The 18,954-nt window shown below is 61.1% G+C and carries 16 protein-coding genes; 5 read left to right on the top strand and 11 right to left on the bottom strand.

Features of this window, described 5'->3' with window-relative positions; translation table 11 throughout:
* The 8 genes from BN3544_RS01160 to BN3544_RS01125 form a co-directional block, all read right to left on the bottom strand.
* Positions 1–912, bottom strand: coding sequence for an XdhC family protein (locus tag BN3544_RS01160; protein WP_019429891.1), 912 nt, complete (start codon positions 910–912; stop codon positions 1–3).
* Between the two features lie 38 nt (positions 913–950).
* The gene (locus BN3544_RS01155; RefSeq protein WP_019429892.1) at positions 951–2,123 is read right to left on the bottom strand and encodes a vWA domain-containing protein; all 1,173 of its coding nucleotides are present in this window, start codon (positions 2,121–2,123) and stop codon (positions 951–953) included.
* A complete protein-coding gene (locus BN3544_RS01150) occupies positions 2,120–3,094 on the bottom strand; it encodes an AAA family ATPase (protein ID WP_019429893.1) in 975 nt (324 codons plus the stop codon). Before BN3544_RS01150 ends, BN3544_RS01155 begins: the two co-directional genes overlap by 4 nt.
* A 7-nt stretch (positions 3,095–3,101) precedes the next feature.
* Positions 3,102–3,734 carry a CoxG family protein gene (locus tag BN3544_RS01145; RefSeq protein WP_019429894.1) on the bottom strand — a complete coding sequence of 211 codons (633 nt, stop codon included), beginning with the start codon at positions 3,732–3,734 and terminating at the stop codon, positions 3,102–3,104.
* A 12-nt stretch (positions 3,735–3,746) separates the two neighbouring features.
* Positions 3,747–6,158 carry an aerobic carbon-monoxide dehydrogenase large subunit gene (locus BN3544_RS01140; protein ID WP_019429895.1) on the bottom strand — a complete coding sequence of 804 codons (2,412 nt, stop codon included), beginning with the start codon at positions 6,156–6,158 and terminating at the stop codon, positions 3,747–3,749.
* A gap of 28 nt (positions 6,159–6,186) precedes the next feature.
* The gene (locus BN3544_RS01135) at positions 6,187–6,672 is read right to left on the bottom strand and encodes a (2Fe-2S)-binding protein (protein WP_019429896.1); all 486 of its coding nucleotides are present in this window, start codon (positions 6,670–6,672) and stop codon (positions 6,187–6,189) included.
* Positions 6,673–6,687: 15 nt separating this feature from the next.
* Positions 6,688–7,551 (bottom strand): FAD binding domain-containing protein, encoded by an 864-nt coding sequence (locus BN3544_RS01130; protein ID WP_019429897.1) that lies wholly within the window; start codon positions 7,549–7,551, stop codon positions 6,688–6,690.
* Between the two features lie 269 nt (positions 7,552–7,820).
* Positions 7,821–8,567 (bottom strand): LytTR family transcriptional regulator, encoded by a 747-nt coding sequence (locus tag BN3544_RS01125; RefSeq protein ID WP_019429898.1) that lies wholly within the window; start codon positions 8,565–8,567, stop codon positions 7,821–7,823.
* Positions 8,568–8,864: 297 nt separating this feature from the next.
* On the opposite strand from BN3544_RS01125, the gene BN3544_RS01120 reads away from it, so the two are divergent.
* Entirely contained in the window at positions 8,865–10,346 is a 1,482-nt protein-coding gene (locus BN3544_RS01120) for a M20 family metallopeptidase (protein WP_019429899.1), read from the top strand.
* On the top strand, positions 10,346–11,209 hold the full coding sequence (locus BN3544_RS01115; RefSeq protein ID WP_019429900.1) for an alpha/beta hydrolase: 864 nt from the start codon (positions 10,346–10,348) through the stop codon (positions 11,207–11,209). Before BN3544_RS01120 ends, BN3544_RS01115 begins: the two co-directional genes overlap by 1 nt.
* Here the strand turns inward: BN3544_RS01115 and BN3544_RS01110 are convergent.
* The 3 genes from BN3544_RS01110 to BN3544_RS01100 form a co-directional block, all read right to left on the bottom strand.
* Positions 11,175–12,353 carry an MFS transporter gene (locus BN3544_RS01110; RefSeq protein ID WP_019429901.1) on the bottom strand — a complete coding sequence of 393 codons (1,179 nt, stop codon included), beginning with the start codon at positions 12,351–12,353 and terminating at the stop codon, positions 11,175–11,177. The genes BN3544_RS01115 and BN3544_RS01110 overlap by 35 nt on opposite strands.
* A gap of 115 nt (positions 12,354–12,468) precedes the next feature.
* Positions 12,469–13,170 carry a 16S rRNA (uracil(1498)-N(3))-methyltransferase gene (locus BN3544_RS01105; RefSeq protein WP_026036635.1) on the bottom strand — a complete coding sequence of 234 codons (702 nt, stop codon included), beginning with the start codon at positions 13,168–13,170 and terminating at the stop codon, positions 12,469–12,471.
* Between the two features lie 2 nt (positions 13,171–13,172).
* Positions 13,173–14,291: an aminoglycoside phosphotransferase family protein gene (locus tag BN3544_RS01100; RefSeq protein WP_026036636.1), complete on the bottom strand. Its 1,119-nt coding sequence runs from the start codon at positions 14,289–14,291 to the stop codon at positions 13,173–13,175.
* Positions 14,292–14,404: 113 nt separating this feature from the next.
* Between BN3544_RS01100 and BN3544_RS01095 the strand changes: the two genes are divergently transcribed.
* Genes BN3544_RS01095 through rsmA form a run of 3 tightly spaced genes read left to right on the top strand, consistent with a single transcriptional unit; the run spans position 14,405 to position 18,934 of the window.
* Positions 14,405–16,801, top strand: a complete 2,397-nt coding sequence (locus tag BN3544_RS01095) for an LPS-assembly protein LptD (RefSeq protein WP_019429904.1) — start codon at positions 14,405–14,407, stop codon at positions 16,799–16,801.
* The gene (locus BN3544_RS01090) at positions 16,794–18,158 is read left to right on the top strand and encodes a peptidylprolyl isomerase (protein ID WP_019429905.1); all 1,365 of its coding nucleotides are present in this window, start codon (positions 16,794–16,796) and stop codon (positions 18,156–18,158) included. The genes BN3544_RS01095 and BN3544_RS01090 overlap by 8 nt, the downstream gene beginning before the upstream one ends.
* A complete protein-coding gene (gene rsmA / locus BN3544_RS01085) occupies positions 18,155–18,934 on the top strand; it encodes a 16S rRNA (adenine(1518)-N(6)/adenine(1519)-N(6))-dimethyltransferase RsmA (protein ID WP_019429906.1) in 780 nt (259 codons plus the stop codon). Before BN3544_RS01090 ends, rsmA begins: the two co-directional genes overlap by 4 nt.
* Positions 18,935–18,954: the final 20 nt, after the last annotated feature.

The raw sequence follows: 18,954 nt of genomic DNA, 5'->3' as shown, positions 1-18,954 counted from the left end.
TCAGCCTCCGCAGCAAGATGATTTACCAGATGCTGCCACAGCCGCTGTGGCTTCCACCGCCACAGCTGTCAGGGCCGGGACTGTCGCCGCATCGGCTTGGGCAGAGATCACCGCTTTGGGTGCGTGCCCACGCCGGGCCGCGACCACCGAGGTCAGCACCGACAATGCAATTTCTTCAGGGGTTTGCGCACCAATGAATTCACCCGCAGGGGCCACGATGCGGGCCACAGCCGCCGGGTCTTCGCCACTGGTGACCAAGGTGTCCAGCAGCACCCCCGCCTTGCGGGCACTGGCCACAAACCACAGCCCTTGGGGTTGCAAAGCCAATGCGGCTTTCAGGCCTTGCAGGTCGCGACGGCCTTGCGTGGCCACCACCACAAAGGGGGTAGAGGCCAACTGCGCAGCAACCACAGGCGCATCGTCCGTGCCCAAGACCGTATCGGCATCGGGGTAATCAGCGACCTGCGCACCGTGCGCCACCACCGCCACGCGCAGGCCCACGCGAGGGGCCAGACTCACTAACGCGCGGGCCACCGGCGAATCCCCCACCACGGTCAACAAGGCCGAAGGCATGACCGGGTCGATGAACAACTCCAGCGTGCCGCCCGAATGGCAGGCCATGCCAAATTCGAGCACGTCGCCAAGATCGCGCTCGGCGCTTTCATCGGAAGGCGCAATGCGGATGGTGCGTGGCTGGCCATCGAGCAGGGCGCGGCGCACGGTCTTGATAACGGCCGGTTGCGCGCAGCCGCCACCGATCCAGCCATGGATCTGGCCATCGGCCGTGACCACGGCCTTGTCGCCGGCTTTGCCAGAAGTGGGGGCTTGGGCACGCAGCACAGTGACCAAAGCAAATGGTTGCTCGGCCGCCTGCAGTCGGGCCGCTTGGGTGATCCATTCATTGCGGTTCATGGCGTTCTCCTTGGGGTCTATCCTGGGTTCAAAACAGCTCAGTGCAACACTGGGCGGGCGGCGGCCAAATCAGCCAGGCTGGCCAACGGCACAAAGCGCTCAATGCTGCGACGCGCGCGCTGCAAAGCGGTCGCGGCAGGCACCTGCCGAGTCGGGTGAAACCAGGTGATGCGGGCACCTCGCGCGCGCACTTCTTGCAGCGCAGCGGCCAACAGCTCCGGCTCGTCGGTGTCAAAGCCGTCCGAAAACACCCACACGCGCGAGCCCCGGTTGAGCTGCGCACGGGCATGGTGGCGGGCAAAGTCCTGCAAGCTGGCGGCAATGCGCGTACCGCCACCAAAACCGGCGGTGACGGCGTTGACTTTTTCCTGAATGGCCGGGGTATCACGGTGCATGTAAGGCGTGACTTCGGCCAACCGGGTGTGGAACACAAAGACCCGCGCGTCGGCCTCCAGCGCAAAAGCACGTGCCACACGCAAAAACAGCGCAGCGTGAGACTCCATGGAGCGGCTCACATCGGCCAGTATGAACAGGCGGGGTGGCTCGACACGCTTGACTTTCCAGGCCGGTTGCAACAGCTCACCACCCCAGCCCACACTGCGGCGCAAGGTCTGGCGCATGTCCAAGCGCTGGCCGCGTGGTGCCACGCGCCAACGGCGGGTGGCACGTGGCAACAATTTGGCGGTGATCTGGCGTGCAAGGCTCTGCAGCGCGCTGAGCTCTTGCGGCATCCACATCTGGCCATCGCGCTGGTGCAAGGCCTCGGTGCGGCTGGCACCCCCTTGGGCGCGGGGTGCGCCTGCGTCGTGTTCGTCTTGCCCCACCGAGGGCATATCGCCTGCTGTCTGGGGTGCTGATTTGGGGCCGCCGGGTTGGCTCGCGGCATTCATTTGTTCGTGCAGGGCCTGCATGCTTTGGCGCAGGTTGCGGCTGGGCCGGGTCTGGCCGCTGACTTTGACACCACCGCGCAATTTTTCGGGGTGCCAAAAGCGCTCATAAACATCAGGCCAAAGCTGCCATTCGCGGTGACTGTGGCAGGCAATGGCTCGCCAAGCCGCTTGCAAGGGCCGCTCTTGCAAGGGGCCAAAGTGCAGGACCGCTTGCAGCATGGCTTGCTGTTCGGCCACCCCCACCGTCAGACCGTGTTCGCGCAACAGCGCGGCGAAACCCGCCAAACGCTCGGAAGGCGTGCTGGCGGGTTCGGTGTTCATGAACTCACCTGATGAAGACCGGGCGTTTTTTCGGCCACGCCCACAGAACGTCGTCCTTCGACCAGTTGCCGCAGCCGGTCAGGCCCCATCACAAAGCGGTCCTCGCGGGTCTTGAGCAAGCAGCCCAAAGTGCCCAACACCGCAGCCATGTCTTCGGGCAAGCTGTGGTGGCCCAACTTGAACAAGGCGCTGACCCAGTCCAAGGTTTCGGCGATGCCGGGAATCTTGGCCAGGTCTTCGCGGCGCAGGGCTTGCACAAACTGCACGGCGTCTTCGACCAGCCGGGTGTCTGCTTCAGGCAATGCGGTTTTGACGATGGCGATCTCGCGTGCCAAGGTCGGGTAATCGAGGTAGTGGTACAGGCACCGGCGGCGCAAGGCATCAGACAACTCGCGCGTGCCGTTGCTGGTCAAAATCACTTGCGGAATGTGCGTAGCCCGAATCGTGCCAATTTCGGGCACGGTGATTTGGTAATCGGCCAGCACTTCCAGCAGGAAAGCCTCAAAGGCTTCATCGGCGCGGTCGATCTCATCGATCAGCAGCACGCAAGGGCCACTCTGGCTGATGGCGCGCAGCAAGGGCCGTTCCAGCAAATAGTCACGGCTGAACACATCTGACTCACGCACCCGGCCCAAGCCCTCTTTGTCCGCTTCGTTGAGACGGATCGCCATCAATTGGCGCCCGTAATTCCACTCGTAAGCGGCTTGCGCCAAATCCAGGCCTTCGAAGCATTGCAGGCGCACCAAGGTGGCACCTTGCTCTCTTTGGGATTGGGCGAGCGCCGTCGCCAAAGCGGTTTTTCCGACACCCGCGTCACCCTCGATCAACAGGGGACGCTGCAATGCCGACGCCAGCCACACGGTGGTGGCCAGGTCGGCATCGGCCAGATAACCCGCGCGCTGCAGCCGCTCGCGCAACAAGCGCTCCTCAGTGGCAGGACGTCCGGCTGGGTCTGGCGTGGTCATGGTCATGTCAGGCTCAGGCTTTCTTGCCCAACAAACCACCCAACCAGCTCTTGAGCAAGGCCCAGAAGATGGCCAGGCCATTGATCTCGCGAGCCACCACGGGGGCAGCAGGTGCCGCCGCCGCAGTGGCACTGGCACCAGCCGCGGCACTCGCAACACCCGCCGCTGATGAGCCATCGGCCGCAGGCAGCGTCAGCGCAGTCTGGCGGAAGTTTTCAACAAACTGCGCCAGCAGCATGTCGGACACCTGCACCATCATGCGACCGCCGAACTGCGCGAACTTGCCGTTCACGATCACAGCCGCCTGCCCATTCAGCACGCAGTGCGCCGGGTTGGCCGGGTCGGGCGTGATGATGGCGGTCAGGTCCATGGAGGCGGACGAGCCGCCTTTGTCGGCACCTTTGCCACGCAAGACCATCTTGCGCTCGGCGGCCACCGCTTCGATCACGTCGACCGTGCCGCCAAACTGGGCCACTGCCGGGCCAACCTTGACCTTCACGCCGCCTTTGAACGACGTGTCAGACAGTTGCTCGGTGATTTCGGCACCGGGCATGCAACTGGCCGTGGCCTTGAGGTCGGTGAGCAAGGCCCACGCCCGTGCCGCGTCCACATCGAGTGGGTATTGTTTGTCGAGTTTGACTTCCATGGTGGTTCCTGATTACAAAGCCGCGCCGTGCTCGCGCAGCGCTTTCCAGGTGCGGAATGCGTTGTGCGGCATGTCCAGGTGCGTGACACCCAGGTGAGAGAAAGCATCCACCACGGCAGAAGTGAAGGTGGGGATCGAGCCCACGTGCGGCGATTCGGCCACGCCTTTGGCACCCAGCGGGTGGTGCGGCGAAGGCGTCACGGTGTGGTCGGTTTCCCAATGTGGGGTTTCCACAAAGGTGGGCAAGAAGTAGTCCATCAGCGTGTTGCCCAGCAAGTTGCCCTGCGCATCGAATGGCATTTGCTGGCCCATGGCCACGGCAAAGCCTTCGGTCAGACCGCCGTGGATCTGGCCGTCGATGATCATCGGGTTGATGCGGGTGCCGCAGTCGTCCAATGCATAGAAACGGCGGATCTTGGTCTCACCCGTGGCACGGTCGATGTCGACCACACACAAGTAGATGCCGAACGGGAATGTGAAGTTCGGTGGGTCGTAGTAATGCACAGCTTCAAGGCCTGGCTCCAAACCGTCTGGTGGTTGGTGGTAGGCCTGCCATGCCACATCGGCCATGGTTTTGAACTTGCTGTCGTCGCCCTTGACCTTGAAACGGTCGACTTCCCAGTCGAGGTCGTTTTCGTTCACTTCGAGCATGTGGGCGGCGATCTTGCGGGCCTTCGCGTGGATCTTACGAGCGGCCAACGCGATGGCGGCACCCGCCACCGGTGTGGAACGCGAGCCGTAAGTGCCCAGGCCGTATGGCGCGGTGCTGGTGTCGCCTTCTTCGACCTGAATCACTTCAGACGGAATACCCAACTCAGTCGCAATGATCTGCGCGTAGGTGGTCTGATGGCCTTGCCCTTGTGTGATCGTGCCCATGCGGGCGATCGCGCTGCCGGTGGGGTGAATGCGGATTTCACACGAGTCGAACATGCCCACGCCCAAGATGTCGCACATCTTGGATGGACCGGCACCCACCACCTCGGTGAAGGTGACCAGGCCAATGCCCATCAAGGTCGGGCTGTTGGGATCGCTGCGTTTGAGCGCTTGCTCGGCGCGCAGGCCTTTGTAATCCACCGCCTCCAGCACCTTGTCGAGCGCGGTCTGGTAATCACCCGAGTCGTATTCGAAACCGAAGGCGCTGGTGTAGGGGAACTGCTCTTTCTTGACGAAGTTCTTGGCGCGAATCTCGGCCTTGTCCATGCCCAGTTTTTGCGCCAGCACATCGACCATGCGCTCGATCAAATACACCGCTTCGGTCACGCGGAAAGAGCAGCGGTAAGCCACGCCACCGGGGGCTTTGTTGGTGTAAACGCCCTTGACGCTGGCGTGCGCGGCGGGAATGTCGTAACTGCCCGAGACGATGTGGAACATGCCGGCCGGGAACTTGGTCGGGTCGGCGCAGGCGTCGAACGCGCCGTGGTCGGCCACCACATTCACGCGCAGGCCGGTGATCTTGCCGTCGGCGGTGGCGGCCAATTCGCCGTCCATGTGGTAGTCACGGGCAAAGGCGGTGGACGAGATGTTTTCAATCCGGTCTTCGACCCACTTGACGGGGCGACCCAGCACGATAGAGGCCACGATGGCGCACACATAGCCGGGGTAGATGCCGACCTTGTTGCCAAAGCCGCCACCGATGTCGGGGCTGACGATGCGCACTTTGGACTCAGGAATGCCCGAGAGCATGGACACCACGGTGCGCACCACATGCGGCGCTTGCGAGGTGATGAAGGTGGTCAGGTCGCCCTTGATCGGGTCAAAGCTGGCCACGCAACCACAAGTCTCCAACGGGCAAGGGTGCACGCGGGGGTAGTACATGTGCTGCGACACGGTCACTTCGGCTTTGTCAAAGGCCGCATCGGCAGCAGACTTGTCGCCCGCATCCCACGTGAAGATGTGGTTGTGGTGCTCACGCTTGCCATGTGCGCCTTCGGTCTTGCCGGCCAGGTCTTCGCGAATCACCGGGGCATCGGGTTGCAGGGCGGCATACGGGTCGAGCACCACGGGCAACTCTTCGTATTCGATCTCGACGGCTTCGACCGCGTCAGCGGCGATGTAGCGGTCGTCGGCGATCACGATGGCCACTTCCTGCATCTGAAAATGCACTTTGCCATCGGCCAGCACGGCGGCCACGTCACCCGCGAGAGTCGGCATCCAGTGCAGCTTGAGGGGCTTCAAGTCGTCAGCGGTCAACACGGCGTGCACGCCAGGCATGGCCAGTGCCGCCTCTTTGTTGATCTTGACGATGCGGCCGTGGGCAATCGGGCTGCGCACGATGTCCATGTGCAACATGCCGGGCATCTTGATGTCATCGACGTAGTTGCCCTTGCCTTGGATAAAACGGGCGTCTTCTTTGCGCAGGCGCGAAGCGCCCATGCCCGCCAACGCGAGTTCGCGGGCTTCTGCGGTTTGTACCGGTGCGTTCATGTGTGTCTCCGATCAAATGGTTTTCGCATCAAGCCGCAACGGGCTCTTGCAGTTTTTTGGCGGCGTACTGGACGGCTTTGACAATGTTCTGGTAACCGGTGCATCGGCACAGGTTGCCGGCCATGCCGTGGCGAATTTCGTCTTCGCTCGGGTTGGGGTTCTCCTGCAAGAAGCGATAAGCGCGCATCAGCATGCCCGGCGTGCAAAAACCGCATTGCAGGCCATGCTCTTTGTAAAAACCTTCCTGCACTGCGTGCAGCACGCCCTTGTTGGCCAGTCCTTCGACGGTGAGCACTTCAGAGCCGTCGCATTGCACCGCCAGGTGCGTGCACGCCTTGACCGAGCGGCCATCAATGTCCACCGTGCAAGCGCCGCAGTGGCTGGTCTCACAACCGATGTGGGCACCGGTCAAGTTGAGTTCTTCGCGCAAAAAGTGGATCAGCAGGGTGCGCGGTTCAACGGCTTTTTCTTCTTTTTTGCCATTGATGGAAACAGTGACGAGTTTTTTGGACATGTTGTTCTCCTTTGTTTATGCGCAGCGCGACCAGGCTTTGTTCAAGGCGCGCTTGACCATTTCTCCGGCCATGGCGGTTTTGTATTCAATGTCGCCACGCAGGTCTTCGGCCGGGTCGCAAATTGCGATCGCAGCGTCCACTGCGGCTTGCACATTGGCGGCGTTGAAGGGCTTGTTCAGCAAAGCGGCTTCGGCAGCCTCGGCACGCAAAGCCGTCGGGGCCACGTTGGTCAGTGCAATGCGCACATGGCTGACCTGGTCGCCGCTTTTGCGGATGACCACGGCACAACCGGCCGTGGCCCAGTCACCGGTCTTGCGCTTGAGTTTTTCGTAGGCCGATCCTGTGCCGGGCGCGAAGGCGGGCACACGGATCTCGCACATGACTTCGTTTTCTTCGAGCAACGTCATGTAAGTGCCCAGGAAAAATCCGTCAGCGGCCACGGTTCTGCGGCCATTCGGGCCTTCCAACACAAATGAAGCATCGATCACGATGGACAAGGCAGGGTGATCGTTGCCGGGATCGCCGTGGGCGATGTCACCGCCAATCGTGCCGCGGTTGCGCACTTGGGGGTCGGCGATCAGCTTGGCGGCTTCGCACAACAAGGGCACTTTGGCCTGCAAGATGGGCGAGGTGATCAGGTCGTTCTCCACCGTCATGGCCCCAATGACCACGGTGTTGCCCTCTTCACGAATGCCCTTGAGTTCAGGAATGCGGTTGATGTCGATCAGGTGCTCGGGCTGCGCAAATCGCAGCTTCATCATCGGCAACAGACTGTGGCCGCCCGCCAGCAGCTTGGCGTCTGAGCCCAATTGGCCAAGCAAGGCTACAGCCTCGCCGACGGTTTTGGGCGCGTGGTATTCAAAACGCGGTGGAATCATCAAGGTCTCCTGAGTTTTGTTGGAAAACAGAAGCTCAGTATTGGCGAGAGCCCTTTTCCTACTCAATAGTCAGGTTTTATTCAAATACGTCACTCTTTGGTCGATTTATTGCACGAAATGCACTTTATCGAGCACGAAACGCATTGGTCAGACTTTTTGATTCTTTCAATCAGGGAATGTCCTAGGGGCAAAAATGCATCGGGAATACCCTTGAAAAAGCGGGCCCACTGGCGCTCAGCAGGCGTTCAGACAAAAAGGCCCCGCAGGAATCAGCCGAGACCCAACGCCTCACGCAAGCGAGACACCACACCCCGCGACACCGGCACCTGCTGGGTGTTTTTGCCCTTCAGCACAACGTGGGTTTTGCTGCCTTCACGGCCCAGCTCATGCACCGCCTGCAAATTGACGATGAAGCACCTGTGCACGCGCATGAACTGTGCAGGGTCCAGCCTCAGTTCCAGATCACCAATGCTCAGGTTGCAAAAATGGTAGCCCTCCCGGGTGAGCACACGGGTGTAGTGCGCCTGCGACTCCAGACTGAGCACGTCGCGGGTGTCCACAAAAGCCACTTTCTGGTTGGCCACCATCGGGATGCGCGACAAACGCATGTTTCTGGCAGGCGGTTCGACAAGGGGCTGCTCTTGCCCAACCACTTGCGTGACGTCATAGAACACCAAGGCAAAGCCCGTGGTCTCTCCCGTGGCATTGCCCAGGCGGCTGACCTTGATGAGCAAGACCTGCTCGGGGATGTTGATGATCATGGTCATCGGCACCGCATTGGCCATAGGGCAGCCCGAGGCCTCGTCCAGCAAAAACTTGACTTTGGGTTTGGAGCGCTCGGGATGAAAAGACGTGACGAGTTTGCCAAACGGCTGTTTCTCGTCCACAGGCAAGACGCGCCGCGCGTAGTCGTTCATGGCCAGCACGTTGCGCTGGGCATCCAAATGGATCACCCCCGCCTCGAACTTTTCAAACAAGTACAGGCCCGGGTTGGGTGCGGTCTTGGAATCCGTCATTTTGTCTCCTGGGCACTGTGCCAAGTGGGCCCTCTTGTGCACCTCTTGGGATGCACTGATGTTTAGGGCGCCTCAGAAATGATTTGGCAAGTCTGCGTCGCCACAAGCGAAGAAATTGCTAAAACCATTTTCAAAGCGGGCCCATTCTGCCACCGATACCGCACCTGCCGTGGTCAACCGTCCAGTACACCTGCAGTCTGTACGGCACCCACGCGCAGACCAGCGGTCACACCCAGCGCCCATCGCAAAACCGCTACAGTCATTGGTCTTGTTGTTGCCTTTTTCCGGAGTTTGCCCATGAACGCCCCCTTGCACCGCGAAATACCCGCTGAGCTGCTCGACAGCGCCCGCGCCTTGAGTGAAGTCACCCAGACTTGGGACAGCCGCATCTTGCCCGAGCTGAAAACATACATCGAGATCCCGGCCAAGTCACCGGCATTCGATGCCGCCTGGGCCGCCAACGGCCACATCACCACCGTATTGCACCGGGCCGCGCAATGGGTCGAAGCGCAAAAAGTAGACGGACTGACGCTCGAAATCATCCAACTGCCGGGGCGCACACCGGTCCTGTTTTTTGAGGTGGCCGCCACGCGTGCGGCCAGCGATGGTTCGGGCCAAACGGTGCTGATGTATGGCCACCTGGACAAGCAGCCCGAGTTCAATGGCTGGCGCAATGACCTTGGCCCTTGGACCCCAGTTTACGAAGACGGCAAGCTGTATGGTCGCGGCGGCGCCGATGATGGCTATGCGGTCTACGCCAGCATCGCAGCGGTGCAAGCGCTCAAGAGCCAAAAGACACCGCACCCGCGCATCGTGGGCCTGATTGAGACCTGCGAAGAATCGGGCTCGTACGACCTGCTGCCTTATGTAGACGCGCTGCGCACCCGATTGGGCGATGTCGGTCTGGTGATTTGCCTGGACAGCGGCGCTGGCAACTACGACCAGCTGTGGTTGACCACCAGCCTGCGCGGCATGGCCAGCGGCACGCTCAAGGTGCAAATTCTCACCGAGGGCATCCACTCGGGCGACGCCTCGGGCCTGGTGCCATCGAGCTTTCGCATCATGCGCCAAGTGCTCGACCGGCTAGAAGACAGCACCACCGGGCGGCTGTTGCCGGCCAGCTTCCATTGCGAAGTGCCCGCTGAGCGGCTGGCACAAGCCCAAGCCACCGCCGCCATATTGGGTGATGAGGTGTACAAGCGCTTTCCCTGGGCGCACTACGACTGCGGCGGCTCCACCAGCTTTGCACTGCCCACCACGACCGACCCGACACAGGCCTTGCTCAACCGCACCTGGACCCCCACCTTGAGCGTGACCGGTGCCGACGGCTTTCCGGCCCTCAAAGACGCGGGCAATGTGCTGCGGCCTTACACCGCCTTCAAGCTCAGCCTGCGCCTGCCTCCGTTGGTGGACGCCGCGCAGGCCGTGGCCGAGATGAAAGCCTTGCTCGAAGACAACGCCCCCTACCAAGCCAAGGTCACCTTTGAGGCGGGCGGCGGCGCCACCGGTTGGAATGCGCCCGACACCTTGCCGTGGTTCGAGCAAGCGCTCAACCGGTCAAGTCAGGCGCACTTTGGTGCCCCGGTGGGCTACATCGGCCAAGGCGGCACCATCCCACTCATGAACATGCTGAGCGCCGGTTTTCCCAAGGCGCAAATGATGGTTTGCGGCGTGCTCGGCCCCAAGAGCAACGCGCACGGACCGAACGAGTTTTTGCATGTGCCCTACGCCAAAAAACTCACGGCTGCGGTAGCCGAAGTCATGGCACGGATGCCTTGATGTTTCCGCAGAAACTTTCCATCTCGCGCCCAGCCGTTTCAGCCCTGCAAGGCGAAGCGGGCCAGCTGGCGGTTTATGACTGGGACTTGCCTGCGCACAAGCCCCTGGGCACTGTGCTTTTGGTACATGGCTTGGGCGAGCACGCCGGACGCTATGGCGAAGTCGCGGCGAATTTGCACCAGTGGGGCTTTGCGGTGCGGGCTTACGACCAGCAAGGCCACGGCCGCTCCGATGGCGCTCGCGGCGACCTGCTGCGCCCCGGCAGTTTGCAGGCCGACTTGTGCCGCGTGGTCGACGACACACGGCAACACCCGGCTTTGGCCCATGCCCCGCTGATCTTGCTGGGCCACAGCATGGGCGGCTTGGTGGTGGCACGCACCTTGGCCGAACAACGGTGCTCGGTGGATGCAGCGGTTTTGTCATCACCAGCACTGGGGGCGTTTCCGAATGTGTTCCAGAAAATGCTGTTGGCCACTCTGCCCCGCGTGCTGCCGCACCTGCGGGTGGACAACGGCCTGAAAGCCGAGTTTGTGTCGCGAGACCCCGATGTGGTCAAAGCCTACCTGGCCGACCCGATGGTGCACCGCCGTATTTCTGCAGGCCTCGCCGCCTGGATTTTGGACAATGGTGCTCAAACCCTGGCCGATGCGGCGCAGTGGTCCGTGCCCACTTTGTTGCTCTATGCAGGGCAAGACCATCTGGTCAACGCACACGCCAGCGCCGACTTCGCGCAGACTGCACCGCAGGCCGTGGTGCAGTCCCAGTGCTTTGAGGGCATGTACCACGAGATCTTCAACGACCTCTACCGCGCCCAGGTGTTCAACGCACTCAAGCGCTGGTTGCTTGCACGCTTTTCTGTTTGAGCGCCATCCAAACCAAGGCCACACCGGTCAGCGCCACGGGCAGCAATGAGCCGATGTTCAGCCAAGTCCAGCCCTGCGTGGTGACCAAGGCCCCCGAGGCAAACGAGGTCACCGCCATGGTGGAGAACACCAAAAAGTTGATGGCTGCCTGACCCCGGTCTTTTTCGGCAGGTGTCCAGGCTTTCATGGCCAGTGTGGTGCTGCCGGTGAACAAAAAGTTCCAGCCCAAACCCAACAAGAACAGCGCGATCAAGAACTGGTGCAACTCGACCCCCGTCAGCGCGATGGCGATGCACGCCAAGTTGATCACCACGCCCACGCCCATGATCTGCAGCGTGCCAAATTTCTTGATCAAGTGGCCCGTGAAAAAGCCCGGCGCAAACATGCCGATCACATGCCACTCCAGCACCAGCGCCGCATCGTCAAAACTGAAGCCGCACACCTGCATGGCCAGTGGGGTGGCCGCCATGAGCAAGTTCATCACGCCATAGCCCAAAGCCGCGGCGGCGGCGGCCACGATGAACACCGGTTGGCGCATGATTTCAGACAAAGGCCGACCCGCGCTGTCACCGGGTTTTTTGACAGGCACCGCTGGAAAGTGGATGAAAGCCATGCAGACCATGGCCAAAACGGCCACGATGCCCAGCGCCATGTAAGCGCCCAAAAACGGGGTTTCGTACAAAGTGCGGGTGCGCGAGGCCAAGTTGGGGCCCACGATGGCCCCGATCAAACCACCGGCCAAGACCAAAGAGACCGCTTTTTCGCGAAAGCCGTCAGCGGCCAGTTCAGCGGCGGCAAAACGGTAGAGCTGGCCGTTGGCGCTGTAATAACCCGCGATCACCGTGGCGGCCACCAGCAACCAAAAGTTGTGGCTCCAGGCCGCATAGGCGGCGAGCAATGCCGAAAACAAAGCCACCCCCAAGCCCAGCTGGAACGACACTTTGCGACCCCAGCGCGACTGGCTTTTGGCCACCAAGCCGGTGGACAGCGCACCCCCCACCACATAGCCCATAACGGGCAAGGTCGCCATCCACCCCAGCGGGGCCATGGACAGGCCAACCAAGCCATTGATGGCAATGAAGGTGACGTTGTTGGTGAAAAACAGGCCCTGGCAGAGCGTCAGGAGGATCAGGTTGGCATTCATACCGGGCAGTGTATCGCTTGTTGCTTATAAAGGCCGCTGGCTTGGCCCGCGCAAATGCTGCGCTCATTGGCGTCAAAGGCATCGTCATGGCGACGCCGCGGGTGCGCAAACGCCCTCAGGCGCACACCGCGAGCACGGCCAAAGGCGCGGTCTCGGCCCGCAACACCCGAGGCCCCAAAGTCACCGGCACAAAGCCCGCCGACAAAGCCGCGGCCTCTTCAGCGGGGCTCAAGCCGCCTTCTGGGCCGCTGAGCACGGTCACGCCCGCGCTGCCCGTCATCTGCGCCAGCGGCTGAGTGCCTTGCGACAAAGACAAGACCCAGCGCTCACCGGCTGGGGCTGTTTGGAGCCATTGCCCCAGCGTCACCGCCGCATGGACCACAGGCACCCGGTTGCGCCCGCATTGCTCGGCGGCGGCCACGGCCACGCCTTGCCAGTGCGCCAGCTTTTTCTCGGCCCGCTCGCCTTTGAGCTTGAGCACGCTGCGCTCGGCCACCAAGGGCGTGATGCTGGCCACGCCCAACTCGGTGGCTTTTTCGACCAACCAGTCCATGCGCTCGTTGGCGGTGATGCCCGCCAGCAAGTGGACAGCGCGGGCGGCTTCACGCTCCACCGGATGGTGCGCACCCACCTCGACCTCGACATCGCTGCGGCCCATGCGGGTCACGGTGGCCTCAAACTCGCCGCCCTCGCCATTGAACAAAGTGATCACATCGCCCGGCTGCATGCGCAGCACCTGCACATGACGGGCAGCGCCAGCAGGCAGACTCAGGGCGAGGCCAGTGGCCAGAGGGGTGGGGCAATAAAAACGCGGCATGCTCACATGCGCCCGTAAGCAAAGCCCACTTGCGGCGTGGTGCCCTCGATCTCGTCGATCACCTTGAGCAAGGGGCCCAGTTCACGGTAGCGGTCGCAGGTGGTGCGGATGTAGTGGATGAAGCGGGGCGCATCGGCCAGGTATTTGGACTTGCCATCGCGCAAGGTCAGGCGGGCAAAAATACCGGCGACTTTGAGGTGGCGCTGCAAGCCCATCCACTCAACGGCGCGGTAAAACGCGCCGAAGTCACTGTGCCAGTCTTCAAAGTCCATCAGGCCAGCTTTGCGGGCTTTTTCCCAATAGCGGATGGTGATGTCGAGCACGAAGTCTTCGTCCCAGCTCAAGAAGGCATCGCGCATCAGGCTGGCGATGTCGTAAGTGATGGGGCCATGAACCGCGTCTTGAAAATCCAGCACACCCAGTTGCGCGCCCAGTGGCCCAGCGCCGTGGGGCATCATCAGGTTGCGCGGCATGAAGTCGCGATGCACATACACGCTGGGCGCGGCCAGGTTGCGCTGCACGATCAGGGCAAAGGCCTTGTCCATCGTCTCTTTGTCTTGCCCTGCCATCTGCACTTTTTTGTGCTGGGCCAAGTACCAATCAGGGAACAGGCTCAGCTCGCGGTGGAGCAAGGCCTCGTCATAGGGCGGCAACACGCCGGGGCGCGAGGCCAGCTGCCACTGCACCAGCGCGTCCACGGCCTGCATGTACAGGCCATGGTTGGCTTGGGGGCGCTCGGCGTCGATGGCCGACATCATGGTGGCATCACCCAAATCACTCAGCAACATGAAGCCATGGGCTGCGTGCCAGTTCAGCACTTCGGGCGCATGCAGGCCAGCGGTTTTCATCAAGGCGGCAATGCGGACAAAGGGCTCCGAGTTTTCTTTGTCAGGTGGCGCGTCCATGACGATGCGGCTGTCACCTTGTACGGTGTCCACCCGCAAGTAGCGGCGAAAGCTGGCATCGGCCGATGCGATGCGCAAAGTTTCGGGCAAAAGCCCCTGCTCAGCAGCGATGCTCGCCATCCATTGATGGCATAAACCCTGGCGGGCAGGGTCTGCCCAGCTGACCTCAGAAACAGGCACAGACGGGGAAAAGGGGGATGAAGAGGGGTGGCTCATGGATAATCGCATTCTACAAAGCCTGTTGCTGCCTTTGACGGGTCAGGGCAGGCTGATTCTTTTGCAACTTCCCCCATTTTGTGGCCTCATATTTCGCAATTTTCTGTTTGCCGATGAAACCAACGGCTGCCTTTGCCTGCCGCAACCCCGTTGCGGCACTGCTGTTGGCTTTGAGCGTCAGCGCGTCTTGGGGTCAGCCGGCCCATTTGTCCTTGCGCAGCAGCCCTTTGCTGGAGGAAAAGGTTTCGGAACGTCAGCAATCTGAGGGGGCCGTATTTGTAAAAGGTGCACAAATCACCGCCCGCCCCGACATGGACTTGGTGGTTGAAGGTCAGGCCAGCATCCGACGGCCAGGGTTGGCTTTGCGCGCCGATCGACTTGACTACGACCAGACGCAAGACGTGGTGGATGCCACAGGCCACGTGCGTGTCAGCACGCCGACCAGTGTTTTCAGCGGCCCAAGACTGAAGCTCAAGGTCGACAGCTTTCAGGGCACCTTTGAAAAACCGGACTTCGAGTTGTACGGCAGTGGGGGTTACGGTCAAGCCGCCGAAGTCGAATTTGTGGACAACCAGCGCACCATCGTTCGCCAAGCCAACTACACGACATGCCGGCGTACCCCGGGCCCCGAGTGGCTGCCCGAATGGCTGCTGAAAGCCACACAACTGACCATTGACGAAGAAGAGTCGAGCATCGAGGCCAGCGGCGTTCAAATGCGCTTTCAGGATGTGCCCATCTTTGCTGCGCCCTCCATCAGCCTGCCATTGACCAATGAACGCAAATCCGGCCTGTTGCCGCCACTGTTCAGCATCGACACAGTCAACGGCGTTGAAGTGGCTCAACCGTATTACTTTGACATTGCACCCAACCGCGATGCCACCGTCACTACGCATGTGATGAGCCAGCGCGGAGTGGCGGCAGACACCGAATTTCGTTATCTGGAGAGGGACTACAGCGGCTTGCTGCGCTTGAACCTGATGCCCAGCGACAAACTGCGCTCACAAACCCGCTGGGGCTTGTCCAGCCAACACAACGGGGGCATTGACACGGGACTCGACAGCGTGGGCCGCATCAACCTGGGTTTGACCTTGAACCGGGTCAGCGACAACAACTACTGGCGTGATTTCCCACGCTCTGGCTTGGTGCTGACGCAACGCGCTTTACCGTCCACCGGCGTCTTGTCTTGGGGCAGGGGTGACTTCAGCATGAGCGCCCAAGTGCAGCGCTGGCAAAACCTGCAAGAAGCGGCCCCCCCTTACGACCGGGCGCCACAGATCACCATGCGTTACGGCCAATGGAACGCCGAAGGTCTGGATTGGTCCGTGGTGGGAGACACCACACGGTTTGAGGCCGACTATTCACGTGTGGCCAGTTTGGTCACTGCGGGCACCTTGCCGCGCAACGGTGAACGCAGCTTCATACAAGCCCAGGTGAGTCGCCCCTGGATTCGCCCTTGGGGCTTTGTGACACCCAAACTGCAATTGCACGCCACGCGCTACCAGATGGACCGGCCTTTGTCGAATGGCGAAAGTGCGGTCAACCGGGTCTTGCCCACCTTCAGTCTGGACTCCGGTCTGGTATTTGAACGCGAGACCCGTTGGTTTGGACGCGATGTTGTGCAAACACTGGAGCCTCGCGTTTTTTACGCCCGCACGCCCTACAAAAACCAAGACATGTTGCCGGTCTATGACAGCGGTGCCACCGACTTCAACTTGTCCACCATTTACAGCGAAAACACCTATGTGGGTCAGGACCGACTGGTGGACAACGACGCCCTGACGTTGGGTGTGAACAGCCGCTTTTTTGACGCTGCCAACGGCGCTGAAATGCTTCGGGTGGGCGTGGCCCAACGCATCCGGTTTTCAGATCAGCAGGTCGTCTTACCTGGCCAAGTCGCCAACTCGGCGGGCCTGAGCGACATTTTGTTCGGTGCAGGCATCCGATGGGACGATCGCTGGTCATTCGACGCCACCATCCAGGCCAACAACCAAACACACGACATCAGCCGAACCACCCTGCAAGGGCGCTACAGCCACAGCCCTTACCGGGTCATCAATATGGCCTACCGCGCCAACAACCAAGTGACCCCAAACTCTGAGTTTGTGGATTTGGGCTGGCAATGGCCTTTGAGCGACCTGATCGGCCAAACCGACCGACAGGCCGAGACCGCCTGGTCGCGTACCCCAGGGCAAGGCCTTGGGCCCGACCGCTGGTACACGGTGGGCAGGCTCAATTACAGCCTGAAAGAGCGCAGCCTCGTGGACACTCTGGTGGGCATGGAATACGATGCCGGCTGCTGGCTGGGCCGGGTTGCCTTTCAGCGCCTGCAAACCAACACCTCCAGTATCAGCGCCACCAGCGCCACCAGCCGCATTCTTTTCCAACTTGAATTCATTGGCTTTGCACGCGTAGGCATCAGCCCCTTAAAGAGCCTCAGTGACAACATTCCCCGCTACCAATACCTGCGTGACAGCACGGTTCAACCCAGTCGGTTCCAGCACTATGAATAAACTGTTTTTTCCTGCCCGTTCAGCCTGGCGGGCCGCCATCCTGGGTGCGATCAGCCTGATCTGCTCAGCCGGTTCTTGGGCGCAAACCCCCAATGATTCCCCTGCAAAAGCCGCCACCGCCCTCATTCGCCAGGCCGATTTCATCGTGGCGGTTGTCAATTCAGAGCCGATCACCAACCGCGATGTGCAAGTGCTGCGTCAGCGCCTGGCCAGCGAAGCGGCTGCTCGCGGCGGCGCACAACCCGACACCAACGAACTCAATCGCTTGGCCGTCGAGCAACTGATCAACGAAAAAGCCCAATTGCAGCAAGCGCGCGATGCGGGCATCAAAATTGAAGATGAAGCCATTGAGCAGGCCGAGCTGAATGTGGCGGCCAGCAACCAGTTGACGCGTGAGGAAATGCACAAGCGCTTGGCGCAAGAAGGCATCACCGTGAGCGCTTTTCGCACACAACTGCGCACCCAACTCACCCTCACCCGTTTGCGCGAGCGCGAGGTTGAAGGCCGCATCCGCGTCAGCGACGTCGAAGTCGAGCAATTCCTGAGCGAACAGCTGAAAGCACAGGCTGAGCAAATGCCAGCCCAGTTGAATTTGGCCATGATCCTGATCTCGGTGCCTGAACAAAGCACCGCATCAGACGTTCAAGCTTTGGGCGAACGCGCGACCGACATTGCACGCCGTGCACGCGCGGGCGAAAACTTTGCCGAGCTGGCCAAGGCTTTTTCTCAAACCACCGACAAAGGGGCCAATGGCGGCAACATGGGTCTGCGCCCTGCCGATCGCTACCCCGACTTGTTTCTGGACGCGACGCGCAGCCTGAATGTGGGTGAAGTGGCTGCACCTGTTCGATCTGCCGCAGGCTTTCACATTCTCAAAGTAATTGAGCGCCGCCAAACCACCACCCTGATGGTGACGCAAACGCGTGCCCGCCACATCTTGCTGCGGCCTTCCGCACAAATGTCGCAAACCCAGGCCGTGGCCAAGCTCACCGAAGTGCGCAAAGCCGTGGTGTCCGGCAAAGCCGATTTCGCAGCACTGGCCCGCGAGATGTCGCAAGACGGCAGCGCACAACAAGGTGGGGACTTGGGCTGGGCCAACCCCGGCATGTTTGTGCCAGAGTTTGAACAAGCCATGAACCGCCTGCGTCCAGGGCAATTAGCAGAACCGCTGGTGTCCCGCTTTGGCGTTCACTTGATCGAAGTCACCGACCGCCGCAACGCGCCCATGAGCGATCAGGAGCAACGCACCCTGGCGCGCAATGCCTTGCGCGAAAAGAAACTCGATGAGGCTTATGCCACCTGGGTCGAAGACATCCGTGGCCGGGCCTATGTCGAGATGCGAGAGCCACCCCAATGAAACACATCGCACGCAAACGGTTTGGTCAGCACTTTTTGACCGACGGCGGCATCATCGATGCCATCGTGGATGCGATCAACCCCGAAGCGGGCCAGCCCATGGTCGAAATTGGTCCTGGCCTGGCCGCGCTGACGCAGCCTTTGGTCGAGCGTTTGGGTCACCTGACGGTCATCGAGCTGGACCGCGACCTGGCGGTGCGCCTGCGCGAGCACCCGCACCTGTCGGTGGTCGAGTCGGATGTGCTCAAAGTCGACTTCAGGGCTCTGGCGACGCAGATGCTGGCCAAGACCTCGCCTTTAGCCAAGCCCAAAATCCGGGTGGTGGGCAACCTGCCGTACAACATCTCCACGCCCATCCTGTTCCATTTGCTGGCGCAAGTGGACGTGATAGAAGACCAACACTTCATGCTGCAAAAAGAAGTGATCGACCGCATGGTGGCCAAGCCCAGCACATCTGATTACAGCCGTCTGTCGGTCATGCTGCAATGGCGCTACGACATGGCCAATGTGCTGTTTGTGCCCCCTGAAAGCTTTGACCCACCCCCGCGCGTGGACAGCGCCGTGGTGCGCATGGTGCCGTTGGCCCAACCACCCGAGGTCAACGTCAAGACGCTGGAAACACTGGTGCAAGTCGCCTTCAGCCAGCGTCGCAAAATCTTGCGCAACACCTTGGGCAAATGGCTCGAAGAAAAAGGTTTCAGCGGCACCTTTGATTTGCAACGCCGGGCCGAAGAAGTACCTGTGGCCGAGTTTGTGGCTTTGGCGCAAGCGGTCTGAAATCGTCAACAAAGTCAGCA

Origin of the sequence: Limnohabitans sp. Rim47, from assembly GCF_001517545.1 — a bacterium.
In the GTDB taxonomy this organism is placed as follows: Bacteria; Pseudomonadota; Gammaproteobacteria; order Burkholderiales; family Burkholderiaceae_C; genus Limnohabitans_A.
This window is presented reverse-complemented; position numbering and strand designations above follow the sequence as displayed.

Bases quoted from the DNA above. Each gene is read 5' to 3' on its own strand.
- BN3544_RS01095 (WP_019429904.1), top strand. From the start codon at position 14,405: ATGAAACCAACGGCTGCCTTTGCCTGCCGCAACCCCGTTGCGGCACTG.
- BN3544_RS01145 (WP_019429894.1), bottom strand. From the start codon at position 3,734: ATGGAAGTCAAACTCGACAAACAATACCCACTCGATGTGGACGCGGCA.
- BN3544_RS01155 (WP_019429892.1), bottom strand. From the start codon at position 2,123: ATGAACACCGAACCCGCCAGCACGCCTTCCGAGCGTTTGGCGGGTTTC.
- BN3544_RS01130 (WP_019429897.1), bottom strand. From the start codon at position 7,551: ATGATTCCACCGCGTTTTGAATACCACGCGCCCAAAACCGTCGGCGAG.
- BN3544_RS01120 (WP_019429899.1), top strand. From the start codon at position 8,865: ATGAACGCCCCCTTGCACCGCGAAATACCCGCTGAGCTGCTCGACAGC.
- rsmA (WP_019429906.1), top strand. From the start codon at position 18,155: ATGAAACACATCGCACGCAAACGGTTTGGTCAGCACTTTTTGACCGAC.
- BN3544_RS01110 (WP_019429901.1), bottom strand. From the start codon at position 12,353: ATGAATGCCAACCTGATCCTCCTGACGCTCTGCCAGGGCCTGTTTTTC.
- BN3544_RS01115 (WP_019429900.1), top strand. From the start codon at position 10,346: ATGTTTCCGCAGAAACTTTCCATCTCGCGCCCAGCCGTTTCAGCCCTG.
- BN3544_RS01125 (WP_019429898.1), bottom strand. From the start codon at position 8,567: ATGACGGATTCCAAGACCGCACCCAACCCGGGCCTGTACTTGTTTGAA.
- BN3544_RS01105 (WP_026036635.1), bottom strand. From the start codon at position 13,170: ATGCCGCGTTTTTATTGCCCCACCCCTCTGGCCACTGGCCTCGCCCTG.
- BN3544_RS01090 (WP_019429905.1), top strand. From the start codon at position 16,794: ATGAATAAACTGTTTTTTCCTGCCCGTTCAGCCTGGCGGGCCGCCATC.
- BN3544_RS01150 (WP_019429893.1), bottom strand. From the start codon at position 3,094: ATGACCATGACCACGCCAGACCCAGCCGGACGTCCTGCCACTGAGGAG.
- BN3544_RS01160 (WP_019429891.1), bottom strand. From the start codon at position 912: ATGAACCGCAATGAATGGATCACCCAAGCGGCCCGACTGCAGGCGGCC.
- BN3544_RS01135 (WP_019429896.1), bottom strand. From the start codon at position 6,672: ATGTCCAAAAAACTCGTCACTGTTTCCATCAATGGCAAAAAAGAAGAA.
- BN3544_RS01100 (WP_026036636.1), bottom strand. From the start codon at position 14,291: ATGAGCCACCCCTCTTCATCCCCCTTTTCCCCGTCTGTGCCTGTTTCT.
- BN3544_RS01140 (WP_019429895.1), bottom strand. From the start codon at position 6,158: ATGAACGCACCGGTACAAACCGCAGAAGCCCGCGAACTCGCGTTGGCG.